At 42.1% G+C, this 26,336-nt stretch carries 22 protein-coding genes; 5 read left to right on the top strand and 17 right to left on the bottom strand.

Going from position 1 to position 26,336, the window contains the following annotated elements; translation table 11 throughout:
* The first annotated feature begins 22 nt into the window (after nucleotides 1–22).
* From secD to HBH39_RS11500, 5 genes are all read left to right on the top strand, one after another.
* Complete coding sequence (gene secD, locus HBH39_RS11520; RefSeq protein ID WP_167678400.1) at nucleotides 23–1,873, top strand: protein translocase subunit SecD; 1,851 nt, start codon at nucleotides 23–25, stop codon at nucleotides 1,871–1,873.
* 14 nt (nucleotides 1,874–1,887) lie between these two features.
* A complete protein-coding gene (gene secF, locus HBH39_RS11515) occupies nucleotides 1,888–2,835 on the top strand; it encodes a protein translocase subunit SecF (protein WP_167678398.1) in 948 nt (315 codons plus the stop codon).
* Between the two features lie 266 nt (nucleotides 2,836–3,101).
* Nucleotides 3,102–3,419 carry a DUF2007 domain-containing protein gene (locus tag HBH39_RS11510; protein WP_167678396.1) on the top strand — a complete coding sequence of 106 codons (318 nt, stop codon included), beginning with the start codon at nucleotides 3,102–3,104 and terminating at the stop codon, nucleotides 3,417–3,419.
* A gap of 39 nt (nucleotides 3,420–3,458) precedes the next feature.
* Complete coding sequence (locus tag HBH39_RS11505; RefSeq protein WP_167678394.1) at nucleotides 3,459–4,370, top strand: precorrin-2 dehydrogenase/sirohydrochlorin ferrochelatase family protein; 912 nt, start codon at nucleotides 3,459–3,461, stop codon at nucleotides 4,368–4,370.
* 81 nt (nucleotides 4,371–4,451) lie between these two features.
* Entirely contained in the window at nucleotides 4,452–4,988 is a 537-nt protein-coding gene (locus HBH39_RS11500) for a YaeQ family protein (RefSeq protein WP_167678392.1), read from the top strand.
* Nucleotides 4,989–5,403: 415 nt separating this feature from the next.
* Here HBH39_RS11500 and deoD read toward each other — a convergent pair whose 3' ends face one another.
* The 17 genes from deoD to HBH39_RS11415 form a co-directional block, all read right to left on the bottom strand.
* The gene (gene deoD / locus HBH39_RS11495) at nucleotides 5,404–6,114 is read right to left on the bottom strand and encodes a purine-nucleoside phosphorylase (protein ID WP_167678390.1); all 711 of its coding nucleotides are present in this window, start codon (nucleotides 6,112–6,114) and stop codon (nucleotides 5,404–5,406) included.
* Between the two features lie 54 nt (nucleotides 6,115–6,168).
* On the bottom strand, nucleotides 6,169–7,395 hold the full coding sequence (locus HBH39_RS11490) for a NupC/NupG family nucleoside CNT transporter (RefSeq protein WP_167678388.1): 1,227 nt from the start codon (nucleotides 7,393–7,395) through the stop codon (nucleotides 6,169–6,171).
* Between the two features lie 817 nt (nucleotides 7,396–8,212).
* Nucleotides 8,213–8,731 carry a type II secretion system protein gene (locus tag HBH39_RS19980; RefSeq protein ID WP_167678386.1) on the bottom strand — a complete coding sequence of 173 codons (519 nt, stop codon included), beginning with the start codon at nucleotides 8,729–8,731 and terminating at the stop codon, nucleotides 8,213–8,215.
* A gap of 242 nt (nucleotides 8,732–8,973) precedes the next feature.
* Nucleotides 8,974–9,357 (bottom strand): rhodanese-like domain-containing protein, encoded by a 384-nt coding sequence (locus HBH39_RS11480; protein WP_167678384.1) that lies wholly within the window; start codon nucleotides 9,355–9,357, stop codon nucleotides 8,974–8,976.
* A 48-nt stretch (nucleotides 9,358–9,405) separates the two neighbouring features.
* Complete coding sequence (locus HBH39_RS11475) at nucleotides 9,406–9,618, bottom strand: YgaP family membrane protein (RefSeq protein WP_167678382.1); 213 nt, start codon at nucleotides 9,616–9,618, stop codon at nucleotides 9,406–9,408.
* A 44-nt stretch (nucleotides 9,619–9,662) separates the two neighbouring features.
* Nucleotides 9,663–12,932, bottom strand: coding sequence for an efflux RND transporter permease subunit (locus HBH39_RS11470; protein WP_167678380.1), 3,270 nt, complete (start codon nucleotides 12,930–12,932; stop codon nucleotides 9,663–9,665).
* Nucleotides 12,933–12,947: 15 nt separating this feature from the next.
* Nucleotides 12,948–14,039 carry an efflux RND transporter periplasmic adaptor subunit gene (locus HBH39_RS11465; RefSeq protein WP_167678378.1) on the bottom strand — a complete coding sequence of 364 codons (1,092 nt, stop codon included), beginning with the start codon at nucleotides 14,037–14,039 and terminating at the stop codon, nucleotides 12,948–12,950.
* Nucleotides 14,040–14,245: 206 nt separating this feature from the next.
* Nucleotides 14,246–15,442: an OmpP1/FadL family transporter gene (locus HBH39_RS11460; RefSeq protein WP_167678376.1), complete on the bottom strand. Its 1,197-nt coding sequence runs from the start codon at nucleotides 15,440–15,442 to the stop codon at nucleotides 14,246–14,248.
* Between the two features lie 392 nt (nucleotides 15,443–15,834).
* On the bottom strand, nucleotides 15,835–17,295 hold the full coding sequence (gene putP / locus HBH39_RS11455) for a sodium/proline symporter PutP (protein ID WP_167678374.1): 1,461 nt from the start codon (nucleotides 17,293–17,295) through the stop codon (nucleotides 15,835–15,837).
* 214 nt (nucleotides 17,296–17,509) lie between these two features.
* Nucleotides 17,510–18,217 carry a DUF3379 domain-containing protein gene (locus HBH39_RS11450; protein WP_167678372.1) on the bottom strand — a complete coding sequence of 236 codons (708 nt, stop codon included), beginning with the start codon at nucleotides 18,215–18,217 and terminating at the stop codon, nucleotides 17,510–17,512.
* Nucleotides 18,210–18,773 carry a sigma-70 family RNA polymerase sigma factor gene (locus HBH39_RS11445; RefSeq protein ID WP_167678370.1) on the bottom strand — a complete coding sequence of 188 codons (564 nt, stop codon included), beginning with the start codon at nucleotides 18,771–18,773 and terminating at the stop codon, nucleotides 18,210–18,212. Before HBH39_RS11445 ends, HBH39_RS11450 begins: the two co-directional genes overlap by 8 nt.
* A gap of 117 nt (nucleotides 18,774–18,890) precedes the next feature.
* Nucleotides 18,891–20,510 carry a BatD family protein gene (locus HBH39_RS11440; RefSeq protein ID WP_167678368.1) on the bottom strand — a complete coding sequence of 540 codons (1,620 nt, stop codon included), beginning with the start codon at nucleotides 20,508–20,510 and terminating at the stop codon, nucleotides 18,891–18,893.
* Nucleotides 20,504–22,600 carry a vWA domain-containing protein gene (locus tag HBH39_RS11435; RefSeq protein ID WP_167678365.1) on the bottom strand — a complete coding sequence of 699 codons (2,097 nt, stop codon included), beginning with the start codon at nucleotides 22,598–22,600 and terminating at the stop codon, nucleotides 20,504–20,506. The genes HBH39_RS11440 and HBH39_RS11435 overlap by 7 nt, the downstream gene beginning before the upstream one ends.
* Complete coding sequence (locus HBH39_RS11430; RefSeq protein ID WP_167678363.1) at nucleotides 22,597–23,601, bottom strand: vWA domain-containing protein; 1,005 nt, start codon at nucleotides 23,599–23,601, stop codon at nucleotides 22,597–22,599. Before HBH39_RS11430 ends, HBH39_RS11435 begins: the two co-directional genes overlap by 4 nt.
* Nucleotides 23,595–24,257, bottom strand: a complete 663-nt coding sequence (locus HBH39_RS11425) for a DUF4381 domain-containing protein (RefSeq protein ID WP_244325643.1) — start codon at nucleotides 24,255–24,257, stop codon at nucleotides 23,595–23,597. The genes HBH39_RS11430 and HBH39_RS11425 overlap by 7 nt, the downstream gene beginning before the upstream one ends.
* Nucleotides 24,258–25,196 (bottom strand): DUF58 domain-containing protein, encoded by a 939-nt coding sequence (locus HBH39_RS11420; RefSeq protein WP_167678361.1) that lies wholly within the window; start codon nucleotides 25,194–25,196, stop codon nucleotides 24,258–24,260.
* A gap of 3 nt (nucleotides 25,197–25,199) precedes the next feature.
* Complete coding sequence (locus tag HBH39_RS11415) at nucleotides 25,200–26,156, bottom strand: AAA family ATPase (RefSeq protein ID WP_167678359.1); 957 nt, start codon at nucleotides 26,154–26,156, stop codon at nucleotides 25,200–25,202.
* Between the last annotated feature and the right edge of the window lie 180 nt (nucleotides 26,157–26,336).

Raw genomic sequence — 26,336 nt, 5'->3', positions numbered from 1 at the left:
GTTAAGCCAAGAGGGCACCAGAGTGTTAAATAAATACCCTATGTGGAAAAACCTGATGGTGATATTGATTATCGCCATCGGTGGTTTTTATGCTATTCCGAACCTATTTGGTGAAGACCATGCAGTTCAAGTCGTGGCGACACGTGGTGCAGAAGTAACTGCATCAACGCAAGCGACAGTGACAGACCTACTTGAGAGCAAAGGCATAGCGGTTAAGCGCTCTGAGCTTGAAAATGGTCAGTTGTTGGTTCGCGTGAGTAACGCTGACCAGCAACTACTTGCCAAAGAAGCTATCGCTGATGGTTTAGGTGACAAGTTTACCGTGGCCTTAAACCTTGCTCCCGCAACACCGCAGTGGCTTGAAGCACTTGGTGGTTCGCCAATGAAGCTTGGTCTTGACCTTCGTGGTGGTGTGCACTTTTTAATGGAAGTGGACATGGGCGAAGCGATCCGCAAAATGGAAGAAGCGAAAATTGCAGATTTTCGTAGTCAACTTCGCGAAGAAGGCATTCGTTATGCCGGTGTTCGTAAAACACCCCGTGGTATCGAAGTTAAGTTTCGTGATGCTGAAACGGTTGCTAAAGCCGAGCGTTTTTTAAAGACGCGTAGCAATGATATGGTTTACACCGATGGCAGTTCGGGTGATGACCATGTTTTAGTTGCTCAAATGAGCGATGTCTACTTAAAGCAGATCAAAGAAGAAGCATTACAACAAAACATCACCACCATTCGTAACCGTGTTAACGAGTTAGGTGTTGCTGAGCCTGTTGTACAGCGTCAAGGTGCTGAGCGAATTATTGTAGAACTCCCCGGTGTGCAAGACACTGCTCGTGCTAAAGAGATCCTTGGTGCAACTGCATCGATTGAATTCCGTATGGTTGATGATAAAGCGGATCCTGCGGCAGCGGCTAATGGCCGAGTTTCAGCAGCATCTGAAGTTTATCAACGCCGTGGTGGTGGTATTGCTGTGCTACAAAAGCAGGTGATGTTAACTGGTGATCATATCACTGGTGCACAGCCGACATTTGACGAGTATAGCCGTCCACAAGTTGCCATCAATCTTGATGCTAAAGGTGGTAGCATTTTCTCTAACGTCACTAAAGACAACATTGGCAAGCCAATGGCGACGTTATTTATTGAGTATAAGGATAGCGGTGTTCGTAACCCTGATGGCTCAGTGAAAATGACCAAGATTGAAGAAGTGATTTCAGTTGCAACCATTCAAGCACGTCTTGGTCGTAACTTTGTGATTACTGGTCTTGAACATAAAGAAGCACAAAGCTTAGCGTTATTACTGCGTGCTGGTGCCTTGATTGCGCCGGTGACGATTGTTGAAGAGCGCACTATTGGCCCAAGTTTAGGTGCTGAAAACATTGAAAACGGCATGCAAGCGATGATCTTCGGTTTAGCCATAGTATTAGTTTTCATGCTGATTTATTACCGTGCGTTTGGTTTTATTGCCAACCTTGCACTGTTAGCTAACCTTGTGATGGTTGTCGGTGTGATGTCGATGATCCCAGGTGCGGTATTAACCTTACCGGGTATTGCGGGTATGGTACTAACTGTCGGTATGGCGGTTGATGGTAACGTACTGATTTATGAGCGTATTCGTGAAGAATTGTTAGCAGGACGTAGTGTTCAGCAGGCGATTCATGAAGGTTATGCAAATGCATTCTCCACCATTGCTGATGCGAACATTACCACCTTTATGACAGCGCTTATTTTATTTGCTGTAGGTACAGGAGCGGTAAAAGGCTTCGCCGTGACATTAATGATTGGTATCGCGACTTCTATGTTTACTGCAATTGTCGGAACTCGTTCTATCGTGAATGCGCTTTGGGGCGGTAAACGTCTTAAAACGCTGTCAATTTAAGGGATAAGTTGAATATGTTTCAGTTATTTTCAGTAAAAAACACGATCAACTTTCTGCGTCATGCGGCGCCTATCAGTATCTTGTCAATGGTGTTGGTTGTTGCTTCATTTGGTTCATTAGCCATCAAAGGGATTAATTGGGGGCTCGACTTCACCGGCGGTACTGTGGTTGAAGTGGAGTTTTCAAAGCCTGTTGATTTGAACGAGCTACGTGGCAAGTTAACCTCTGTTGAAACCAATGGTGCAGTTGTACAAAACTTTGGCTCTAGCCGTGATATCCTTGTTCGTCTACCGGTTGTTGCTGATGTGAAAAGCGATGTTCAAGCATCAGCGGTAATGGCTGCTGCACAATCTATTGATGAAAGTGTTATTCAAAAGCGCGTTGAGTTTGTTGGCCCACAGGTGGGTAAAGAGCTATCGGAGCAAGGTGGCTTAGCGGTGATTGTTGCGTTAATTTGTATTCTGATTTACGTATCGTTCCGTTTTGAATGGCGCTTAGCTGCGGGCTCTGTTGCGGCACTTGCTCATGACGTTATTGTTACTTTAGGTATATTTTCGTTTTTCCAGCTTGAGTTTGATTTAACGGTACTGGCTGGTTTGTTAACGGTTGTCGGTTACTCGCTCAACGATACGATTGTTGTATACGACCGTATACGTGAAAACTTCTTGAAAATCCGTAAGGGTACACCTGAAGAAGTGGTTAATCAGTCAATCACTCAAACCATGAGCCGTACTGTTATCACCACAGGGACTACCTTGATTGTGGTTGCTGCCTTGTTCTTAAAAGGCGGTACGATGATCCACGGTTTCGCAACTGCGTTGCTGTGTGGTATTTTTGTTGGTACTTATTCATCTATCTATGTAGCTAGTTATCTTGCCATCAAACTGGGCATTAATCGTGAACATATGATGCCAGTTGAGATTGAAAAAGAAGGTGCAGATCAGCCTTCAATGATGCCTTAACTGTTAACAAGTTGAGCAGAAAAAGCCACTTCATATCAATGAAGTGGCTTTTTTTTTGACCGGGGACAAGTCAGAGAAAAACAATTTGAACCCCTTTAATTGAATGTTGTTAATTTGTTAGCTTTTAAGCCGTTATCGACTCGACACTGATTAGCTTTGCCAGTAGGATGTTGAAAAAGTTCTAGCTAATGGGATGGTGTATCGTATCTTGCTTTATGGATACCGAATTAAATTATCAGTCAGTGCAGCGCAGTAGGATAATAATAATGGAACAACGCAAAGTATTATTAACAGGTGGAAATTTACTTCAAGCTCATACTTGGAAAGGCCTGTTAGAAAGCAGCGGGATTAGTGTCGATGTGCGCGGTGAGGCCCTAATGGGCGGCGTAGGGGAACTTCCTGTTGATATGCAAACCGTGGAACTCTGGGTTGATTGTGAGCAGTTAACTGCCTCCCAAGCCTTGTTAGCTTCGCTAGATGTCGAACAACCTTCTTGGCAATGTGTACAATGTCATGAAATGAACGATGGTAGCTTTGAGTTATGTTGGCAATGTACTTCACCTCGAAGTGAAACCCACAACTAAATTTAAATTACCTTATTATCGTCTTTTTGAAAGGTACACATGCAGTATTACCCTTTATTTGTTGATACCCAAGGCCTATCTGTTTTATTAGTTGGCGCAGGAGAAGTGGCTAGTCGTAAATTAGATTTACTTGCCAGAACCGATGCCAAAATCCATGTCATAGCCCCTGATGTTGCCAGTGATATTGAAGCCTATGTCAAGCAAGGCCGAGTGAGTATATCGCGTCGCTCAGTAAATGAAGACGATATAGCCGATTATGATTTAATCTACTTGGCAACGGCCAATGAAACCTTAAACACCCAGTTAGCGGTATTAGCCACCCAAAAAGGTATTTGGGTGAATGTGGTTGATAATCCGAAGTTTTGCCGTTTTATCACTCCGTCAATTGTTGATCGTGGCCGCTTAGTGGTGGCGATTAGCACTGCTGGTGCAGCCCCAGTATTTGCCCGCACTATCCGTTCAAGACTTGAAACCTTGTTACCAAATTCTTTAGCGCCATTATTTGATTACGTTGCCAGTAAGCGCAGCGAGGTGCAGCAAAAGCTGACAGACGGTAAAGATAGGCGCTTATTCTGGGAGCGCTTTTTCAATTTAAACCAAGATAGATTTGATGCTTTAACTGACAGTTATTATCAGCAAGCGTTTGATAGTTATACCACCCGTGGTGAAATATTATTATTAGATGAAGCGACATCGGCAAATTTATTACCAATTGCTGTCATGCCGCTACTTCAAAAGCTGGATGTTGTGTTCAGTGAAAATGATTTAGACGAGCAAACCAATGAATTATTGCGCCGAGATGCCTCTCGAGAAGCATTGCCGTTATTAAGTCAAATTAGCAAGCAATATGAGCAAGGCGATCGCATATTATTGGTTGCCAGCGCAGAAAAAATAAAACAATTTAAAGCACACTTTCCAATGGCTAAACATTTACGTCCGGGTGCTATCTAGTTTTTTGTCTTTTGAACAAGTTAATTAAAACCAAGCTTACCTGATCTGGTAAACTTGGTTTTTTATTTTTTGGGATAGGTTATGGCACTTAAAGCCACAGTATATAAAGTCAATTTACAGATTGCTGATATGGATAGGCATTACTATGCCGATCACCCTTTGACGATAGCGCAGCACCCTTCAGAAACCGACACTCGCATGATGGTTCGAATATTGGCTTTTGCCCTTAATGCCAGTGACACATTACAGTTTAGTAAAGGCTTGTGTGTTGATGATGAAGCCGAACTTTGGGACGTGAGTTTATCTGGCGAAGTGGATGTGTGGATTGAATTTGGTCAAGCGGATGAAAAGTGGCTACGTAAAGCAAGTGGCCGTGCCAAACAAGTGATTTTATATACTTATGGCGGACGCAGTGTGCCAATTTGGTGGCAGCAAAACCAAGAGACCTTAGCGAGGTTTAAAAACTTATCTGTGGTCAATATTCCAGAAGAAGCCGTTGAGCAACTTGGCGGATTTGTGAGTCGTAATATGGCTATCCAAGTGAGTATCAGTGAGGGACAGGTATGGTTGTCTGACGGTGATAAAAGCTTAATGATCGAGCCTGAAGTATTGAAATAATGGTTCTTTAGTCGTTTGTAGCAAGTGAAACCTCAGTGCTCAGCTCTGCTTATGTTGAGTCGTTCGCTATGCCTCGTAGGCTTTGGAGCTTAGTATGCATTATGTGAAATTAACTTTGGCTGCTTACTTGGTTTTAGCTGCAGCGAGTGCTTGTTCAAACCTAGATCATAATTTTCATTCGACAACAAACATAATTTACAAGCAGTCTGCTCCACAGCCATATATGGACTTTCAAGCTTATGGTAAGAATGATAGTGACATTATCTTATCTCGCTCGAATTATGCTAATAAATTATATGGTTTTTGGTTGGGGTGACTTCTCACCGCCTTATCAGGCGATGCTTCTTATTTCGTTAGAAACTGGTGAATGGTATATACCGACGCATTCACCAGTTATGTAATAACTTGGGGTTAATTAATCAATAAGGCTTACCGCTTCTAAAGTAAGCTTAATCATGTCATTCAGAGTCTGTTGACGCTCTTCAGCAGTTAAATGCAGTCCTTGTCTGATATGATCGGTTACAGTCATCATAGCTAATGCCTTAGCGCCATACTCAGCTGCTACACCATAAAGGCCAGCCGCTTCCATTTCGACGCCAAGCATGCCGTACTTTTCCATTAAATCATAACGGCTTTCATCGGCGCTATAAAACAAATCAGAAGAATATAAATTTCCTACATGATAATTGATATTTTGGTTTTCAGCTGACTGAACAGCTAAACGAAGCAGATTAAAATCAGCAATCATTGCAAAATCTGTGTCTTTGAAGCGAGTTCGATTAACCGCTGAATCTGTACTGGCACCCATCGCCATAACAACATCCATAAGTTTGATTTTATTGCTAATTGCGCCGCAAGAACCGATACGAATAATGTTTTCAACACCATATTCAGTGATCAGTTCTTTGGCATAAATTGAAATCGATGGGATCCCCATACCTGAGCCCATTACCGATATTGCTTTCCCTTGAAATTCACCGGTGTAGCCAAGCATATTTCTAACATCAGTAATCAATTGTGCATTGTCTAAAAAGTTTTCAGCGATATATTTAGCGCGCAAAGGATCGCCTGGCATCAAAACTATTTTTGCAAAGGCGCCCTTCGGTGCATTTATGTGTGGTGTCATGTTGTTTCTCCTAATAATTCTTTTAGCACTATTGATAATGAAAGGAAAAATTCATTAGCCTGCAATACTGAAAAGTAACCCAGCGATAGTACCGCTCATTAAATTAGCCAATGCTGCGGCAATTAAGGCTTTAAAACCAATTTCACTCAAATCATGACGACGTTCAGGACAAAGCGCTGCTAAACCGCCAATCACCATGGCAAGAGAACCCAAGTTGGCAAAGCCACATAAAGCAAAACTAATAATGATTTGTGTTTTTTCTGATAAATCCGGTGCTACTTTTAGAAAATCGGAATAAGCAATAAATTCATTAATCACCATTTTTTGGCCAATAAATGAAGCTGCTTGCGTGGCTTCACTCCAAGGGATACCCATTAACCAAGCTAATGGAGCAAAGACGTAGCCCAAAATACCTTGTAGGGTTAAGTCTGCAAAACCAAATAATCCTCCGATATTGCCTATAAAGCCATTTAGCATTGCAATTAAACCTACAAACGCTATAAGTAGGGCTGAAACCATGAGTACTTGTTGCAGACCCATTGCTGCACCATTAGCTGCCGCATCAATGACGTTGCTTGGCTTATCCTCTAATTCATCCATTACATTTTTGATGTCATTACGAGGTTTTTCTGTTTCTGGCCACATTAATTTAGCAAACAACAATCCAGCTGGAGCTGTCATAAATGCAGCTGTTAGAACATATTTTATGTCTACGCCCATTTGGATATAACCAATCATAGTCCCGCCAGCAACTGAGGCTAAGCCGCCTGTCATCACAGCAAAAAGCTCAGAACGGGTCATGTGCTTGATAAAAGGGCGAACCATTGAAGGTGCCTCGATAGGACCAACAAAGATATTAGCAGTTGCAGATAGTGATTCCGCATGGCTTGTGCCTAAAAGTTTTGACAACCCACCACCAATAATCCCTATGATCATCTGCATAATACCGAGGTAATATAATACAGCGATTAATGAACTAATGAAGACAACAACGAATAGCACATTAATTACAAAAATAAACCCGATGCTGAAAGTCGCTAAACCACCAAATATAAAACTCAAACCTTCATTAGCATAATTAATAACATGCATAACACCATTTGAAGCAGCATTTAAAATGCTTTCACCCAAAGGGATATAAAGTACAAATGCCCCAAAGGCGATTTGCAATGCTAAAGCACCTACTATAGTTCTAGGATTAATTGCACTTCGACGCTCTGACAATAAAATGGCGAGACCGACTAAGACCATCATGCCTATTAAACTGATGAAAACTTCCATACATTTTTGACTCATTAATTAAATATCTAGTCGCAGTTTACGAATTCAACTTTTTGCTTCAAGTGCTTCTTTGATTAAAAAGAAATAAAAAATCAGCAGTTAACAAATTACTGTGGAGGGTGTAACTTAATTGAAACTATTTTAGCTTACCAATATTACGCTTAGTGTTTTATCTGTTTACAATTCTGGCCATGCAGTACTAATTGTTGATTTTCTTTAACATCCAGTAGGGCTTTATTAAATAAGTTAAATTGATTTTTATTTACCATTTTTAAGTGGAAAGTTGATAAATTTAGATCGAAAAATAACAAAAATGAAATTTATAAACAGCTATTCATTCTAATTTTGTAACTATAAGGATCTTCAAATTAGCCTTGAGATTGCTTATTGATTGGATTTTTAATTTTGTTGGAACAAGTAAAAAAGGATACGTAACTCAGTGTCACAATTTTGTTTCTACGCTTCAACTCTAAATGCTATAGATAAGATGAGGGCGGTGATATAAGTCGAAATAGCGATAGTAATTTGAATTCTATATTATTAACTGTCTGCAACGAAAACCAAGTGCAGAAGATAAAACTAATTTTCAACTGACTGACCAAGAAGACTCCACATAGCCCAGTCGCAAAGAGTGGCCAGGGAACCGTTACGGAGCAGCATTTTAAAGTTACTAACACGGCAGGAGTGTCGTGTCTGCTTGTGGAGGCTTACGTAATACTCGATATTTCGAGCGATAGCCTGTGAAACAAAAGCATCGCCTGATAAGCTGTCTTTGGAAGATCTCGTCTTAGGGCAAGAGTCACTCAGTTCAAAAAGCCTAACAGTTGCTAGGATCTTTTTCGATGTAATATATTGGTGGGAAAAGTGCACTTGCTTCCCTATATATTAATGGACAAGTTAAAATACCATTACTATCAATGGGTGAACCACGTTGAGCTATAAATATGAATGCTCCAGAGACATCAGAGCCTTCAATGTAAACCCAATCGTTAGTTCCATTTATATCATTTAGAGCATCAAATTTTACATCCAATGCAAGCTCTAAAGCATCTTTAGTCGCCGTTAGATAACCATAGGCAATATTTACTTGCGAACCAGCGCCAATATCCACTGTTGCTTGGGGTTGAGGAGGTAATTTTTCTTTACCTAATATTGAAGCCTTTGAATAAACTAAGGTATTTGCACTTTTTAAAGCTGCTTGCATACCTGCTAACGTTGAAACTCGAGCATCGCCTTGTAAATTAATAAACTTAGGAGCAGCAGTTACTGCAAGGATGCCGAGAATAATAATAACAACCACCAGTTCTATTAAAGTAAAACCGCGACCTTTAATCATATCAACCTCTATTGTATTGAACTTATTGCTATTAATTCATTTGAGGCGCTTGATTTCTAATCAGCTTAGTTTGTGACAGTTCTGATTTCGCATAGGCTACCTACAACATAATTAAAGACTTAATATGAGGAAAATCAAGTTTGTCGAGAAGTAAAGCTACAAATCAAAGGCACTGCAGTCATTACAAAAAAGGCCTTATCGCAGATAAAGGCCTTTAAATACTGATGATAAAAACTGAAATACTAAGGTTTTGAATCTTTTAAGGCATTAAAGCCGCCAGCATTCATACTGTTTGTGAATCCAGCTTCAGATAATGATTGATCGGCAATGCCGCTACGACGTCCACTGCGGCAATATAAAACGATTTCACTATCAGGGCTAAGTGTTAACTTGCTTATGCCGTTAACAATATTATCAAAAGGAATGTTAATTGCGCCTTCAATATGACCTGCAGCAAATTCTTCTGCGGTGCGAACATCAATCAGGGTTGCGCCATTGCTTATGCTAGCCCAAGCTTGTTCTGATGAAATATCTTTCGCAAAACTAACTTGATTAAACAGCATAAAAATTGTTGCAAATACAGCGAGTAAGCTTAATTTTGTTCTGGCACGTTTTGAAGATTTCATAAACCGTCATATTCCTGTTGTTATTATGTTTGAAGCTGAACCTTTGCTTTATTTGGCTTTGGCAATCTCAGCTTCTGATTTTAGGCCGAGTTTTTTCATCACCATGGCAGCAGGACAAAAACCAGTAAAAGCACTTTGGAATAGATTAGCACCAACAAATACCGTCAGCCACATAAAATGATGGCTTACTGTGGCGGTTAACACCAAAGACAATAACACCATAAATCCGGCAAAGGCCATAATTGTACGTTCGATAGACATAGTGGAGCTCCTTTAATTACATAGTAGTGCTAATTATCAATAGATTAGCTGTTTATCATTTGACGACTTTTCATCACTGAGAAGTACAACACAGGGATGACAAGCAAGGTTAAAATGGTTGAAATAAATATGCCGAAGATCAGACTGATAGCTAATCCATTAAAGATTGGATCATCAATAATAAACAGTGCGCCAATCATTGCAGCTAATGCCGTTAGCATAATAGGTTTAGCGCGCACTGCGGCAGATTTGATCACCGCTTTTTCTAATGTCATGCCCGCAGCTAAAAGATGATTAATAAAGTCCACTAACAAAATGGAGTTACGCACAATAATCCCCGCAAGGGCAATCATGCCGATCATCGATGTTGCGGTAAATTGCGCTCCTAATATGGCATGGCCTGGCATCACACCAATCACGGTTAAGGGGATGGGCGCCATAATCACTAACGGTACTAAATATGACTTAAATTGACCTACCACCAGTAAGTAGATGGCTATCATGCCCACCGCATAAGCAATCCCCATATCGCGGAAGGTTTCATAGGTGATTTTCCATTCACCGTCCCATAATATGGCAACTTCAGAGATGCCATCTGGCTGCTCGACATAATGCTGCGCAATAGGGAAGTCACGTTCAGCGTTAGCTTGATTAATTTGGCCAGCAATATCAAACATGCCATATAACGGGCTGTCGGTAGGGCCTGCCATATCAGCGACGACCATGATCATCGGGATCATGTTTTTATGTACAATCGCCGCATTTATATGGCTTTGTTCGATAGTTGTGACCGCAGCTAAGCTGATTTGCTCACCATGCTGGTTGGTCAATTTAAGGTTTAATATTTGCGCTAAATTGACCTTTTCGCCTTCATTAACCTGTAAACGGATAGGTGTCGGCCGTTTTTGAGATGCTAAGTGTAAATAGCTGACATCTTTACCACCAACGGCTGCCGCAATGGTATTAACAATTTGTCCGTAAGATAAGCCCAATAAACTGGCTTTAGTGCGATCAATGCTGACTTGCCATTTTTGCTGAGCATAAGGTAAAAAGATATCAACATCGACAACATGCTCGGTGGCGTTAAAGCGTTGTTCAAGCTCAAGTGCCGTTTTCTCACGTAGCTCGGTTGTTGGCGCATACACTTCTGCCACAATAGGGGACCACACTGGCGGCCCTGGTGGCACTTCGACTACTTTAACTCTGGCATTATAAGCTTTAGCTATTTCGTTTAACGGCCCACGAACGGCTAAGGCGATTGAGTGGCTGTCACGACTGCGATGTGATTTATCGACAAGATTAACTTGTATGTCACCAAGCTCTTGACTGCTGCGCAAGAAATAGTGACGTACAAGGCCATTAAAATTCATTGGTGCGTGAGTGCCTGCATACCATTGTTGATGCTCAATTTCTTCTACCGTTGACAAGTACTGACTCATTTCTTGTAAAACACGTTGTGTTTGCTCTACTGGAGTGCCTTCAGGCAAATCAACCATCACCTGAAATTCAGATTTGTTATCAAATGGCAGCATTTTTAATATCACGGCCTGCATTGCGGGCAAGGCAACAGCAATAGCAATTAACGCAACAATCACAGCAGCTAAGCCTTTACGGGCCTTACCTGCATTGCTGCCGATTAAAAATGGCGTCATCAACCGGTTAAAAAACTGGCCTAGTTTGTCATTGGCTAGGTCATTTTGATTGTGATCGTCAGCGTGAATGACCGTACTGCCGTCTTTATGAGTATGACGCTTTAATAACTTGTTTGATAACCAAGGTGTCATCATAAAAGCAATCACTAATGATAACAGCATGCCCATGCTGGCATTAATGGGGATAGGGCTCATGTAAGGGCCCATTAAGCCTGATACGAATGCCATTGGCAGTAATGCGGCGATAACTGTAAAGGTGGCCAAAATAGTCGGACCGCCGACTTCATCAACCGCCACGGGAATAATGTCAAGCAAGGGCTTATTGCTTAATGCCATATGACGGTGGATGTTTTCCACCACTACAATGGCATCATCAACCAAGATCCCGATAGAGAAAATCAGCGCAAACAGCGAAATACGGTTTAAGGTAAATCCCCAAGCCCAAGAGGCGAATAACGTCAGCGCAAGGGTGATAATAATGGCGATGCCTACCACTGCAGATTCACGTAACCCCATGGTGAAAAACACCAATAATACGACCGCAGAAGTGGCAAATATCAACTTGAAAATAAGGGTGTTGGATTTGTCGCCAGCGGTTTGACCATAGTTACGTGACACGGCAACCTTAACCTGATCAGGTACCAGCACGTTTTGCACTTCAGCAATGCGGCTTAACACTTTATCGGCAATCACTACCGCATTTTGACCTGCTTGCTTGCCTATTGCGATAGTCACTGCAGGATAATCACCCTGTTGGTCAACATGACGGACATGTTGGGTTGGTATATCACTTTGCAAGGTGATTTCGGCCACATCTGACAAGTAAACGGCTTTGGCTAATGTTGGTTCAGCCTGTTGTGACTTTGATTGTGTTGGAATAACTTTTATCAACAACGATTTTACGTCATCAACCGAATTAATAAATTGCCCAGCACGGACTTTAATTTGTTGGTTATTCTGCACCCACGAGCTAAGCATAGAGACTTGATTGTTATCTTGTAAGCGCTGCTCAATCTGGTCAACTGTTACCCCAAAGGCATTCATTTTCACGCTGTCTAATCTGACATTTAGCACCATATCATGGCGTCCTTGGGTATAGATTTCTCTGGTGCCAGGGATGCGTTTGAGTTCAGTTTCCAAGTTAGCTGCTACGTGGGTAAGCTCTTCTGCGCCAATATCACTAGATTGCGAATAAAGGGTTAAGCTTACAATCGGTACATCATCAATGCCGCGAGGTTTAATCAGTGGCTCACCAATACCAGCGGCTTGATTGAATTTATCACGATTAGAAAATAGCTGATTGTAAATATTCACTACCGCTTCATCGCGTGGTACGCCAACTTCAAAGATGGTGATAATCAATGCACCATCTGGCTGGGAAAATGAATATAAGGTATCAACGCCTTTGATTTCAGAAATAATCTGTTCAGCAGGTAGCGTGACTAAGCTTTGTACTTCACTTGGCGTTGCCCCAGGGAAGGGGATAAACACATCGGCAAAGGTGACATCAATTTGAGGGTCTTCTTCTTTTGGGGTGATAATTACCGCAAAAATGCCTAATAACAAGCCAACAAGTGCAAGCAAAGGGGTAATAGCACTGGCTTGAAACATTTTCGCGATAGTGCCTGACAAGCCCAGTGAAGGAGAGTTTGGATTATTCATTTATCATCTCTCCTATTAGTTTGCTTGATTAGCGTGCGCTTGATTAAGGAACAGCACATAGCTGGCAGCATCATTGATAATATTGTCGCCATCCATAACGCCTGATAGCACTTCTACTTGGGTGACTTGGCCTGTTGTGAGCTGATTACCGGTTAATTGCTTGCCAAGACGCACTTGGGTTTGCAGATACTTATCACCTTGCTTGCGATATACCGCCGTTAATTCACCTACTTGAAAAATCGCTGACTTGGGCAAGTAAATTGCTTCAGTTGTGGCAATGGGTAATGCCGCTTTTAACCATTGACCTGCTTGCAAGGTGTCTTGGAGGTTGTCAAGTTGTACACGTACTTCAATACTTTGGTCAGCTTGAGTACTAAAATTGAACTTATTGATTTTGTCACTTTGATATTGCTGATAATCATCAGATAAATTAATACTATCTAAGGCGGCTAATTGTTGGCGATATTGCTGTGGTACATAAAATACCGCGCGTAATTTGTCGGTGGCATAGCCAGATAATAAAGGTTGGCCGTAACTGATGGTTTCACCTTGTTCAACCCACTTAGCCGTGACTCGACCTGAAAATGGTGCGCTAACAATGGTGTAATTGACGTTCTCTTTGGCACTAATTAAGCGAGCTTTAGCTGCGCTAACGGCCTGAGCACTGGACTTAGCATTAGAGGTAGCTTCATCCATGGCACCTTTAGAAATTGCTCCTTTTGGAAATAATGCTTTATACCGCTCAAATTGAGCCTGAGCTTCAAAGTTTTGCGCTTGTGCTTTGGCAAGTTCAGCTTCAGCCGCAGCTAAGCCTGCACCTTGTTCTTTACTGGTGATCTCTAATAATGGGGCACCTTCTGGTACCAAATCATTGACATCATAGTTGATTGCTAAAATGCGACCTGAGGTTTGTGCAGACACAGTGGCAGAGGTAATGGGCTCTACTTTGGCATCTAGTTGCAGGTATTGAGTTTGCGATGTGCTTTTGGCTGTGATGGTTTCAAGCGGCATTTCTGCAGCAAAGCTGAAGCTTGAAGCTAAATAAGCTGATAAAAGGATGAAATTTCGGCTAAGTAAATTTAGCGAAGATTGAGTCGATGAATGCATTATGTTGAACCTCACAAAAGTCTATAAGAAAATTCTAATGGATGTGCAAGAAAACTACAATCTATTTATTAGAAAAAATTCATATAGTAGGCTTGTTGGACAGTTCACTATAGCTGAGTAGAAGGGGAACTTATAGCTGCGCAGATAATAAAAAAGCCATACTCATCAATGAGTATGGCTTTAATTATTGACAGTAGAACACCGAATTAAAAGCGGTAGTTGTACTGTAATGAGAAGTAGTTAGCGCCTGATTCTGTGTAAGCGGTAATAGGCATACCAAGTGCGTTATCTTCTTCAACATGTACCTTTTCACCAACAACTAAGGTATAGCCAAAATCAATACTCGATTTGGGGTTAATGTTATAAGTGAAACCGGCTGAGTACCATGTACGATCTGAATCAGGTATTGATAACGAAGATTGTAGATCTACAACACCATGGTCAGTCGCAATACCTGCACGAACAGTCCATTTATCGTTAACAACATAAGTTCCGCCTAAGCTGACAAACCATGAGTCTTTCCAGTGGTATTCTTTTAAATCTACTTCTGGAGCACCGTCATTTTGAAGTGTAATTTTATCGAATGAACTCCACTGACTCCATTGTGCTGTGTAGTGAAGTGCAAACTTTTCAGTAATTTGGTGGAAACCAGCAAACTGAGCAATATCAGCAAGTGGAATATTGATATCATCAAATTCAGTGATTAAATAACGAATGTCACCGGATGCTTTCATTTCTGGACTAAGACGGTAGCTTAAGCCAAAGCGGTGATTTTCGTTTACTTCATAGGTTAAACCAACGATTCCGCCTACGCCCCAACCATCAGCTTCAACATCAACCAATGAGCCGCGGCTTAATTTACCTGAACCATGAATTAAATCGATACCGATACCAAGGCTTAACGCATCATTTAAGCGGTAAGACATACTTGCATTTAAATTAATTGTGGCAACTTCGGTATTACCAAGTAAATCAACAGGGGAAGGAGACACACCTTCAGTTAGTTCACTTAAATCGGCACCGGTGCCATAGTTACTAAATGCTGCGAATCCGAACGCAAATTTGTCATTAACTGGGTTAATGTAATAGGCGTTTGGGATCGGTTTACCTTCAGCGGCATTTTCAATCCCGCCTAGTTCATTCCCTAGAAAAACTGCTTCAGTGACTTCAACATTGACGTCAGCATAAGTCATACCTACTGATAAGCTTTTTTCATCAAATAACGCCATGGCTGCTGGGTTACGAGAAAGCACTGATGCATTATCCGCAATAATGGCATCACCGGCCATTGCACGACCTAATCCGGTGGCAGATTGGCTATTGAGTTGAAAACCTGCAGCAGTAGCTTGGGTGCTTGCTAACGCAACCGCTGTTGCAAGTAGAGTCTTGTTGAATAAAGTCATGTTGTTTTACCTATTATGTGCTGTCACAGTATTGCAGCTAATAATTGATTAGCATCTTGCAGCTTTAAATTTGCAGGCATCTTAGGTAAGCCCTAGTGTTGGTACAACTCCGACCAGATGTTAGTTATTGTTATCATTGAGTTAATTCTTGGTTGGTGTTGTAAGTCATATTTTCCATTAATACGGTTTGCTCATGAAAAACACTTATGTGGCATAGGGTTAGCTATAAAATGAAATAATTGGGATGTTGTTTTTTTGTTACGGTGTTAATTCTGTTCAACAAAGTGTAAAACAAAAAAAAGCGTACACGTGTACGCTTTATTGTTCTTGCTGTTATGGTTATGTAACCAAACCGTAGGCAAGGTGTTTAATTTTTGGGTGTGAGCTGCGCTTTATTTGGCCTTGAGTTCGGCATTAAATGCTAGAAACTCTGCTTTTACTGCGTCATTAGGCGGTGATATTTTACTGAACATAATGCCGGTAATCGAAGCCAACACAAAGCCGGGCACAATTTCATATAAGTCGAATATGCCACCACTGAGTTGTTTCCAAACCACAACCGTAACCGCGCCCACTATGATAGTGGCTACTGCGCCATTGCGGCTATAATTTTGCCAAAATAGCGATAACAACACCACTGGGCCAAATGCTGCGCCAAAACCTGCCCATGCATAACTGACTAACCCTAACACACTGCTGTTTGGATCAAGTGCAAAAACACCTGCAATAATGGCAATAGCAATGACACCTATTCTGCCCACTAACATTAATTCTTTACTGCTAGCTTGTGGACGCAACCATTTGCGATAAAAATCTTCAGTGATCACACTTGAACAAACTAACAACTGTGAATCAATGGTGCTCATAATTGCAGATAAGATAGCCGCAATTAATAAGCCGCCAATCCAAGGATTAAATGCAGCATGGGCTAAGTGAATAAAGACTGTTTCAGGGTTATCTAACGGAGTATTGGCAAAGTATAACGTGCCAGCTAAGCCTGTCGCGAGTGCGCCGATAAGAGCGATAATCATCCAGCTCATGGCGATTCTGCGAGAAAGGCGCAAGTCATTGGCACTTCCTATGGCCATAAAGCGCGACAAAATATGTGGCTGACCAAAGTAGCCTAACCCCCAAGCCAATAGTGACACTAAACCGATAACCGTGGTTTGCTCACTAACAAACGATAGCATTGCTGGATCAAGAGTTTGAAGATTTGTTTGAGTTTCTGCATGGCTAAATATGCTAACGGGCACAATTAATAGTGCGATTAACATTAAGCAACCTTGGAAAAAGTCTGTCCAGCTCACTGCAAAAAAACCACCAACAAAGGTGTAAGAAACAATGATGACAGAGCCAATCACTAAGGCTAAGGTGTAATCGAGGCCAAACACTTTTTCAAATAAGATGGCGCCACCAACCATGCCAGATGAAGCATAAAAGGTAAAAAAGACTAAAATGGTGACCGCAGAAACCAGTTTTAATAAGCCGTGATTGTCGTTAAAGCGGTTTTCAAAAAAGTCAGGTAGGGTTAGTGAGTTATCAGCAAGTTGGGTGTAAATGCGCAAACGTTTAGCGACAAATAGCCAGTTTAACCATGCACCGAATACTAAACCAAAGCCAATCCAAGCTTCGCCTAATCCGCCAAGGTAGACTGCGCCGGGTAAACCGAGTAACAACCAGCCTGACATATCTGATGCGCCCACACTGAGTGCTGTTACCGCGGGGCCCATTTTTCGGCCGCCAAGAATATAATCATCGACTGAATCCGTTTTTTTATAAGCCCACAGACCGATCCCCATCATCAGTGCCAAATAGCCAATAAAAGTAATTAAAATAGGTGCTTGAATTTCCATGTATCGTCCATTTACCTATGAATAGGCTTGTAAGTGTTATTATGGTTTCTTCTTAAACAGCGTTAATCAATGATGCGTTTAAGAAAGACTTGCTGATTATGCTAGCAGAAGTTTGATTTGGTTCACACTTTTGCGGGCCGATTGCTTAAAATGCATTCGGCCATATCATTTGATATGGCCGAATGTAGATTTAGCGCTAAAAACCGGTGGCGTTTTAGATAAAACTTTGTTTAATTTCTTGTTTTACATGTTCAAGATCTGAGTGCTGTTCACCGACGAGCAGCATATATGCGCCAGCGGTTTTGAAACCTTGGCCTTTATAGTGATTGTCGGCAAACATCTGTTCAAGTTTCATTCTGTTTTCAGCAGGCACGATAAATAATGTCACTTTTTGGCCATATTCATCCTGCATGACAAGGTGTAATGACTTCACGCCTTGGAAATCACAATAAGCGGTATAAAGCACCCGTCCAGGTTGTTCAATAAACTTAGACTGTTGTAAGCCAGCAATACTGGCTAGTTTAAAGTTAATGTCATTAAAACCAATATTTTGCTCTATCTGTAAGGCTTTAGTTTCATGGTAAACATGGGCTAAAGCATGTTCAGATAAATCCACTGGTGTAAAACGCAACATACTAAAACTCAACCCAACAACAAATGCAATTGAAGCTGCCATAGCCATTAAATAGCGGGTACGCTTTTTAGATTCTTGATGTTGATTCAGTTGCTGACGTAGTAGAAGTTTGTCGGCTAAATCATTGGGTACGGGTATATTAAGAGCTTGATTTAATTTGCTATCAAGCACTTTTAAGTTGTTAACTAATTTAGCATCATCTGGGTGATCTACCATATGCTGTAAAAAATCGTCAGATTGGGTATTGGGGTCGCCATAGGCTTGACGACGAAATTGTAGATCATCCATTTGATTGACCTCTCATTGGGGGTGTTTCTAACGCATCTTTTAACTGATTGCGGGCTCTGAATAACCGCGTCATAACGGTATTGCGATTAAGCGATAACAGCTCAGCTATTTCATCTCCACTAAAACCACCAATCAGTTGTAACAACAAAGGTTCACGATATTCGATATCCAATTTGCCTATTTGACGACGTAGCCAATAGTTTTCAGTTTCATCTTCAGTGGTTGTTGACAACACATCTTCTAATTGCTCTTGTTCGACATCGTTATAATCAAACTGTTTGCGTTCAAATCGGCGCGCATTTTCACGGCGTAAAATGGTGATCAACCAAGCTTTGGCGGCTTTGTCATCATTTAATGAATCCAATGCCTTCCATGCCCTTAAAAAGGTTTCTTGAGTGATGTCTTCAGCCACATGTTTATCGCCGCATAACCAAAAGGCATAGCGAAATATGTCGGTATGAAGTGCCCTGACAAGGCTATCGTATCGTCGTTGTTTATTTAGCATGTCAGATAAGACCGTGGCGGTGGACTTTTTCTTTCGCAAACGTTCAAACATTTTTTAATTTTCTTCAATTGCGTGAAAATCGATTAATAAGCTTACGCGCAAAATTGACGGGAAACAATTTGCAATGGTGGCCCTACAGCTAATTAGCTGTAGGGCCTTGGTGAGGAATTAAGGATTTAAATCAGCAATTAACGATGCTTTTGCTTGTTGTTGATTGGGCGAATATAAATTGATGGCATCAATTAATTGTTTTTTATTGACGGCATGCGTCTGTTGACTGTATTTACCGGCTTGCAAGCTTGATATCGCTTGGGATAACTCAGCAGATAGTTCGCTTATCTGCGCCAAGGTTGTTGGTTTAGCTAACACAGTTGAAAAATACGCTTGTACAGCAGTAATGACGTCGCTGACATTGTTTTTATCACAGGCATCAACAATGGCTGAGATATTGGCTTTGTGTGTCGTGTTAGCAGGGTTAGATGTTGCCGCGTCAACCACGTTCGGCTTGGATGCGGCTTTTCGCCATAGCACTAAGGTTATTAACCAAAGCGCGGCAAATAACCCCGTTAACCACGGCCAATAACCTTGATCAACCTGCGTTTGGGTTTGGGGAGTAACGGTTAGCGTATTATCCTCCATTTGGCTGGCGATCACGGTAATGGTTTTCGCTGGCAACACAGCATATTCTTGTTGTTTAAGCTGCGCATTCCACCATGGGACTTTTATTTCAGGTAACGTATAAGTGCCTGCTTTTGTTGGAACAATAGCCGCAGTTAAACTGTATTGTGAGATAACCTGATCATCACGTACACCGGTTTGGCGCAGGGGTTTTTCAGGGTAAATCTTCATGCCTTCGGTGGCTGGCATGGCAAGTTCAGGTAAGCTATTTTCATCAACATTGAGCGCAATTAAGCTGATGGTGCGAGTAATTGGGCTACCAGCTTCAAATGTGGTTTGTTCTTCTGGCCATGTCTCGCGCAGGGTAACTAAATCACTGACTAACCATTCACCTTGATAACTAGGTGGAAAGCTATTGATTTGAATAACTTTTCTATCAGCTTCTGTTTGCATTGGAATGCTTTCATTAAAGCCAAACATACCGCCACGACGCTGGGTTTCAATTAACACATCACCAGAGAAGGTTGCGCCATTAATGACGATTTCACCCGGTAAGTCGGCCACAATGCCGTAGGTGCGTTCGATAACTCGAAAACGACGACCATTGACAATTTCAGTGCCATCTTTGTCTTCACCAATTTGCTTAATGGTAGCGCCTTTGATGACCGGCGCACTTAATACCCCGCGTTGTAATTCGACCGCCAAATACAGTTTAACTTTATAGGTTATCAACTGACCAATATAGGCTTCATCAACATTGGTGCTGGCTTCAATGTATAAATTGGCCGACTCTTGCGGTTGGCTGCCTTTAGGGGCAACTTGTAAGATGATCGGGTCGGAACTGACTCCGTTAATATTAAATGCAGGAATGGTGACATTGCCCGTATATTTAGGGGATAACAAAACCTGCCAACGGGTTTCTTTGGTGGTTTTAAAGTTGATCATTTGTGTACTGCGGCCGACACTGGTGCGTCCGACAATAAAGTCATTTAGCAAAATGGAGGTGTCAAGTGCTCCGGCATTGAGGTCATCATCAGCTGTGACGTTTAAAACAAAATATTCCCCTTCAATCACAGGATTTTTTTCAATACTGGTTTCCACTTTGGTTAGCGCCATAACCGATGGGGCAATAACAAGTAGCACTAAGCTAAATAAGATTCGAGTTACCACTGTTCTGTTTCCTTGATCTGTTGACCACTTTGACGTCGTTTTTGATATTCCAACTGCATTTTATTGCGAATTAACACTTGTGGATCTTCGCTAATGGCGCGTAAAGCACGCTCCATATCATCGGGAAGGGGTTGCGGCTGCATATCTGTAGGGCTAATCGTTTGCCCAGAAGTTTGTGTTTCTGCATTAGGCTCTTTATCTGTTGCATCCGTTGCTTTGGCTGAAGCAGCCTGCTGTTGTTGCTCGGCGTCTTGTTCTGTTGGCTCATTCGGCGCAGTATTGGCTTGCATGCTGGCTTCATTTTGCGGTTCTTGTTGCTCATCCGCGCCTGATTGTGCTGATCTTGAAGATTGTTGAGCATCTTGCTGAGTTTCACTTGGTTGACTATTATCCGCGTTGTTTGCATCAGCTTCGTCTTGGTTGGATTCTGATTGTTTATCTTGTTCTGTTTGCTCAGGCTGTGATTGCGATGAGTCAGATTGTTCAGAATTGGCGTTATCTGCTGATTGTTGCTGTGATTGCTGTGGATCAGCTTGGTCTTGCTGTGACTGGTCATCATTTTGCTGCTGTTCGCTTTGTTGACCGTCTTGGTTTGCGTTAGACCCTTGCTGTTGTTTATCTTGATTTTGACTATTTTGTGATTGATCTTGCTGATCACCATTCTGATTGTCGTTTTGTTGATTGTTCTGATCTTGCTGTTGATTTTGTTGTTCAAGCAATGACTCAGCTAAGGCTAAATTAGCCTTGGCCTCAGGAAAGTCTTCTCGAAGTGAAAGGGCTTTTTTATAACGTTCAATCGCTTGCGGTAAATCAGTTAAGTGCATCAAACTGTTGCCTTGGTTATATAATCCTTCAGCGCTGGTATCTAGTTCAAAACCTTCTAATGCTTGTTGATAATTGCCTGCTTTAAAATGCGCTGCTGCCTGCCAGTTTGTGTCGTCAAATTTTTCAGCAGCTTGTTCATAATCACCTTGATCAAATGCAGCTTGAGCTTGTTGGGCTTTAGTTTGCCATAAATCATCCCACACATTGGCTGATGCAGGTTGACTATAAAGTGACGTGATGGTCAATACGGATGCTAGTAGCACGGGGGCTAAGCTGGTGGGAATAAGGATGTTGGGTAACATGCCATGCTTAAAACTGAATAATATAGGCAATATCAATAATAGGGCGATATAAGGGCCGAGATCTTTCCATGCTTCACCTTCTAACTCGGTGGCTTTGGCTTTCCCATCGGCTTCTAACCACTGTTGCAGCTGAGTAATATCGCTACCATCTGCTTGCGCGCCAATCAGGATCCCTGAACCTTTTTTAGCTAATTTTTGCAGTAAAGCGATATCGGTTTGTGCAACTATGACTTCATTACCACTATCACGTAATAGTTGGCCATCGGCTAATTGAATTGGCGCACCTGTTTGACTCCCAATGGCTAAAATAGACAAGCGATAACGGCTGTTATCTAAGGCTTTATATACCTGATTAAACTGCTGATCAGATACGCCATCTGTCATTAAAATAATATCGCCTGTAACATGGCCGCCTTGAGCTAATAGCTCTTGGGCCAAGGTGATAGCCGCACTGAGGTTAGAACCGCGTACCGGCATAATATCCGGTGACAATGTAGGCAATAAATTAAGTAAAGTGCCTGTATCACGGGTTAACGGGCTAATGGTAAAGGCATCACCTGCGTAAGCAATTAAGCCGGTTTCACCTTCTTTAAGTTCTTTTAGAAAATCTGTTGCCCGAAACCGTGCATGAGACAAGCGGTTGGGGCTTAGGTCGGTGGCGTACATGGATAATGACATATCCATGACTAACACGCGTCCTTGTTCGGTAGCAAAAACGGGTAATGCTTGTTTGGTGATAGCCGGTCCTGCTAGAGCTATGACGGTTATCAACCAACATAGTGCCAACAGCCATTGTGGTCGGTGACTTTGCTCTGCTGAATCACTTATTAGCATTTTGCTCAAGTGCGGAGCAATATATTGCTTCCAAGCGGATTGCTGTGAATGACGTCGCCAAAATAATAAGCTTAAAATGAGTAAAGGCACTATACCGAATAACCATTCAGGTCGGATAAAATGGATCATTTGGCCTGATCTCCACGTGAAAACGAAGCCAAGCTAACGCCTGCTTGAAAATGTTGTCTGCAACTAATTAATACACTGATAAGTAATGATAAAAGTAAGGGCCAATAAAAGAGTTCTTTTTTCGGACGATAGCTTAATTGATCACGTGCAACGGGCTCAAGCTGGTCAATGGTTTGATAAATTTGTTCTAATTCTTCAGTGTTTCTGGCTCTAAAGTATTTGCCATTAGTCATATCTGCTAGCTTTTGTAATTGGGTTTCGTCAAGATCCATTGAAGGATTAACCCGTTCTTTTCCAAATATTGTGCGTCTTTCAAGTACCTCTGCACCAACGCCTATGGTGTAAATGGTAATATTACGTTTAGCGGCAATTTCAGCGGCCACTTCTGGCTCGATATTACCCGCATTATTTGAACCATCGGTAAGTAAAATCAAGACTCGATTACTTTCATCGACTAACTCAAAGCGTTTTACCGCAAGGGCAATGGCTTCGCCAATGGCGGTTTGTTTTCCCACTAAGCCAATTTGTGCTTCTTGTAAAAATTGGGCAACAGAACGTCTGTCTTGAGTTAAAGGGGCTTGGAGGTAAGCATGGTCAGCAAATAAAATCAGCCCTAAGCGATCGCCGTTACGGCGTTCAATAAAGTCAGACAGGACATGTTGGATTAAGGTAAAACGATCAACCGTTCGATTATTCACTACCATATCTTCAATTTGCATACTGCCGGATAAATCAACCGCTACCATTAAGTCGCGGCCTTTTGAAGGTAGCTCGATGGGCTCGCCTAACCATTGTGGTCTGGCAATCGCGCATAAAAATACTAGCCACATTAACCAATATAATTTTCGTGATCGTTTGATCCCTTGCTGACTTTTTGCATTGATGTTGCTGCTAACACCAGGCAGTTGTAAATGACCACCTTGGTTTACCACTTTTGTTTGACGAAAAAACAGCGGTAAGGGCAATAACAGTAAAACGAGTGGCCAACTAAAACTTAGCATGATGCCTCCGTTTGACTTTGAATGCGTGCTTGCTCAAAAGGGGTTTTGTTTTGCAGCCATAAGGTTGCTAAGGCAAATAACTTGTGTTTGTCTTCTGCTGTAAGGCCCGCCGCTTGGTGGCGCTTAATTAATATTGGCCCAATTTTACCATGCTCATTGGCGGGTAAACGTAGCTCTAACCAAGCAAACCATTGCTGGCCGTTGAGTTTTGCCAGTTCAAAACGGGGCAGGTATGTCATTGCGGTTCGTTTGAGCAAGCTATTTACTTGTGAGGCAAAGTCATCAGCATTTCTGTCTAACGCATTAAGCATCGCAAGGGCTGATTTTCTGGGTGCGTGATACTTTGTCTGTTTCACAAAAACGTTAATTAGCCAAAGAAGGCTAAATATCACTAACGCCAGCATTAACCAATATCCTGGTGCAATAGGCAGCGATGATACTGGCTCGGGCAAAACTATATCGTGTAATTGTGCTAATGGTGACATTGCTTGGCTATTAGCAGGATTCGCCATCGCTTGGTTGGTAGCATCTGCCATTGGCGTGTTAGCACTTGCTATCGGTGTATTTCCACTGGCATGAGCTATCGGAGTTAGGACGCTCATTACCGAAGCGAATACTGCGCGGTTTAATAAAGAGGCTGAGAATACGGGTAACATTTAGCGTATTATTTCCAATTGTGCACTTAAGGGATTGGCTGCATCAATAAATTTGGGTTGTACTTTGAGTTGCTTCATTAAGTCAATGAATTGCTGCTGCGTAGCTTGCTGCCCAGTAAGCCAAGCTTGATAACTTTCACGGGTAAGGGTGAGTTGTTGCTTACCATCGCGAACTGGAAAGGCAAATTGTTTCGGTAATGCTAAGGTGCCTTGGCGCAGTGGATCAGTAATAACAAATGCGCCAATATCACAGTGGCGTTTAAGCTCGGTAAGTGGAGCTAGGCATTGTTGATTAAAATGCTGCCCATCTGTGATGATCCACACCAGCGAGCCGGGTTTAGCAATACGCTGCAAGCGTTGGCAAGCTTTGTAAATGTGGTCAGGGTCTTGGGGCAAGTTATCAAATTGATTGAGCTGTTTTTGATGCACATCAATTAAGCCGGAACACAACTGCAGCATGCCTTGGCGACGACTACGCGGTTTTAACTCAAGATGAGTGGTTTCGCTGGCAATGAGTGCCCCCAGTTTGTCGCCATGTTTTACTGCACTCCATGCAAGAGTTGAGGCTAAATGCGCTGCTTGGACCGCCTGTAATAATAAGGTCGAGCCAAAGTATAAGCTGTGGCTTAAATCAACGAGTAAGATGATCGGCCTTTCACGCTCTTCGACAAACAATTTAGTATGTGCCACCCCTGTACGGGCGGTGACTCGCCAATCAATCGAACGGACGTCATCACCATTTTGATAATGGCGTACTTCGGCAAACTCCATGCCGCGACCTTTAATTAAGCTGGCACGATGACCAGATAGGGCGGCTTTGCTACGGGTTTTGCGATCAACAATGACATGAGAATGGGTTTGGCAGGCAATTAATTCCTGTTCAGTTAAGTTCACTCCATCGCTAAATAACGGCAATTGAGACAGCAATTCTTGAGTCATAAATTAAGGCACTGCAACTTGCGATAAAATATGGTTAATAACATGCTCAGCACTGATGCCTTCTGCTTGTGCTTGATAGCTTAATAATAAGCGATGACGTAATACATTAGGCGCGACTGCTTGAATATCTTCTGGAGAGACAAAATCACGGTCATGCAACCAAGCGCGTGCTCGGGCACAGCGCTCAAGTGAAATTGTCGCTCGTGGACTCACACCATATTCTAACCATTTGGCTAATTCAGGGCTGTATCGCTCTGGTTGGCGGGTGGCCATAATGATTTCCACTATGTATTGTTCAAGTGGCTCTGCAAGATAAATCTTTAATGCCTGCTCACGAGCGGCGAATACATCGGCTTGTGCCACTGGCTCAATACTTGGCAACTTGTGGCTAATGGCTTCATTTCGGGATTGACGTAAAATTTCAAACTCGGTTTTCGCGCTTGGGTAGTCCAAATTTAAGTGCATTAAAAAACGGTCTAACTGCGCTTCTGGTAGCGGGTAAGTTCCTTCGTTTTCTAATGGATTTTGAGTCGCCATGACTAAAAATAACTCAGGTAACGCATAACTGGTTTTGCCTACAGTGACTTGACCTTCCGCCATTGCCTCTAATAAAGCAGACTGCACTTTTGCTGGCGCTCGGTTAATTTCGTCAGCCAAAATCAGATTATGGAAGATAGGGCCGGCTTCAAATTCAAAGTTGCCTGTTTGCTGGCGGTAAATATCAGTACCAGTTAAATCGGCTGGCAGTAAATCAGGAGTGAACTGAATACGGTGAAAATCACCCTCTACGCCATCACATAACGCTTTGACCGCGCGGGTTTTTGCTAAGCCTGGTGGGCCTTCTACTAATAAGTGACCATTGGCGACCAAAGCAATCAATAAATTTTCAGTTAAAGACGGTTGGCCTAAGACTACGTTATCTAAATAGGTTCTTAATGAATGGAATCGGCTCAAAGGCATGGTTAGCACTCAATATCGTTATTTTGAATTACACAATGAGGCCTATGTTATGAATTCTATTGGGTTTTGGCTAGTAGGATTAACAGATTTTAACTAAATGCATTGAGATAGTTGTAAACGGGTGTTTTAAACTCACTCATAAAAAGTTAGAATCAGGTCACACTTTGATGGTCTGACCAG

Origin of the sequence: Shewanella aestuarii (genome assembly GCF_011765625.1) — a bacterium.
In the GTDB taxonomy this organism is placed as follows: domain Bacteria; phylum Pseudomonadota; class Gammaproteobacteria; order Enterobacterales; family Shewanellaceae; genus Shewanella; species Shewanella aestuarii_A.
Note: the sequence above shows the minus strand (reverse complement) of the source record. Positions and strands in the feature narration are given on the sequence as shown.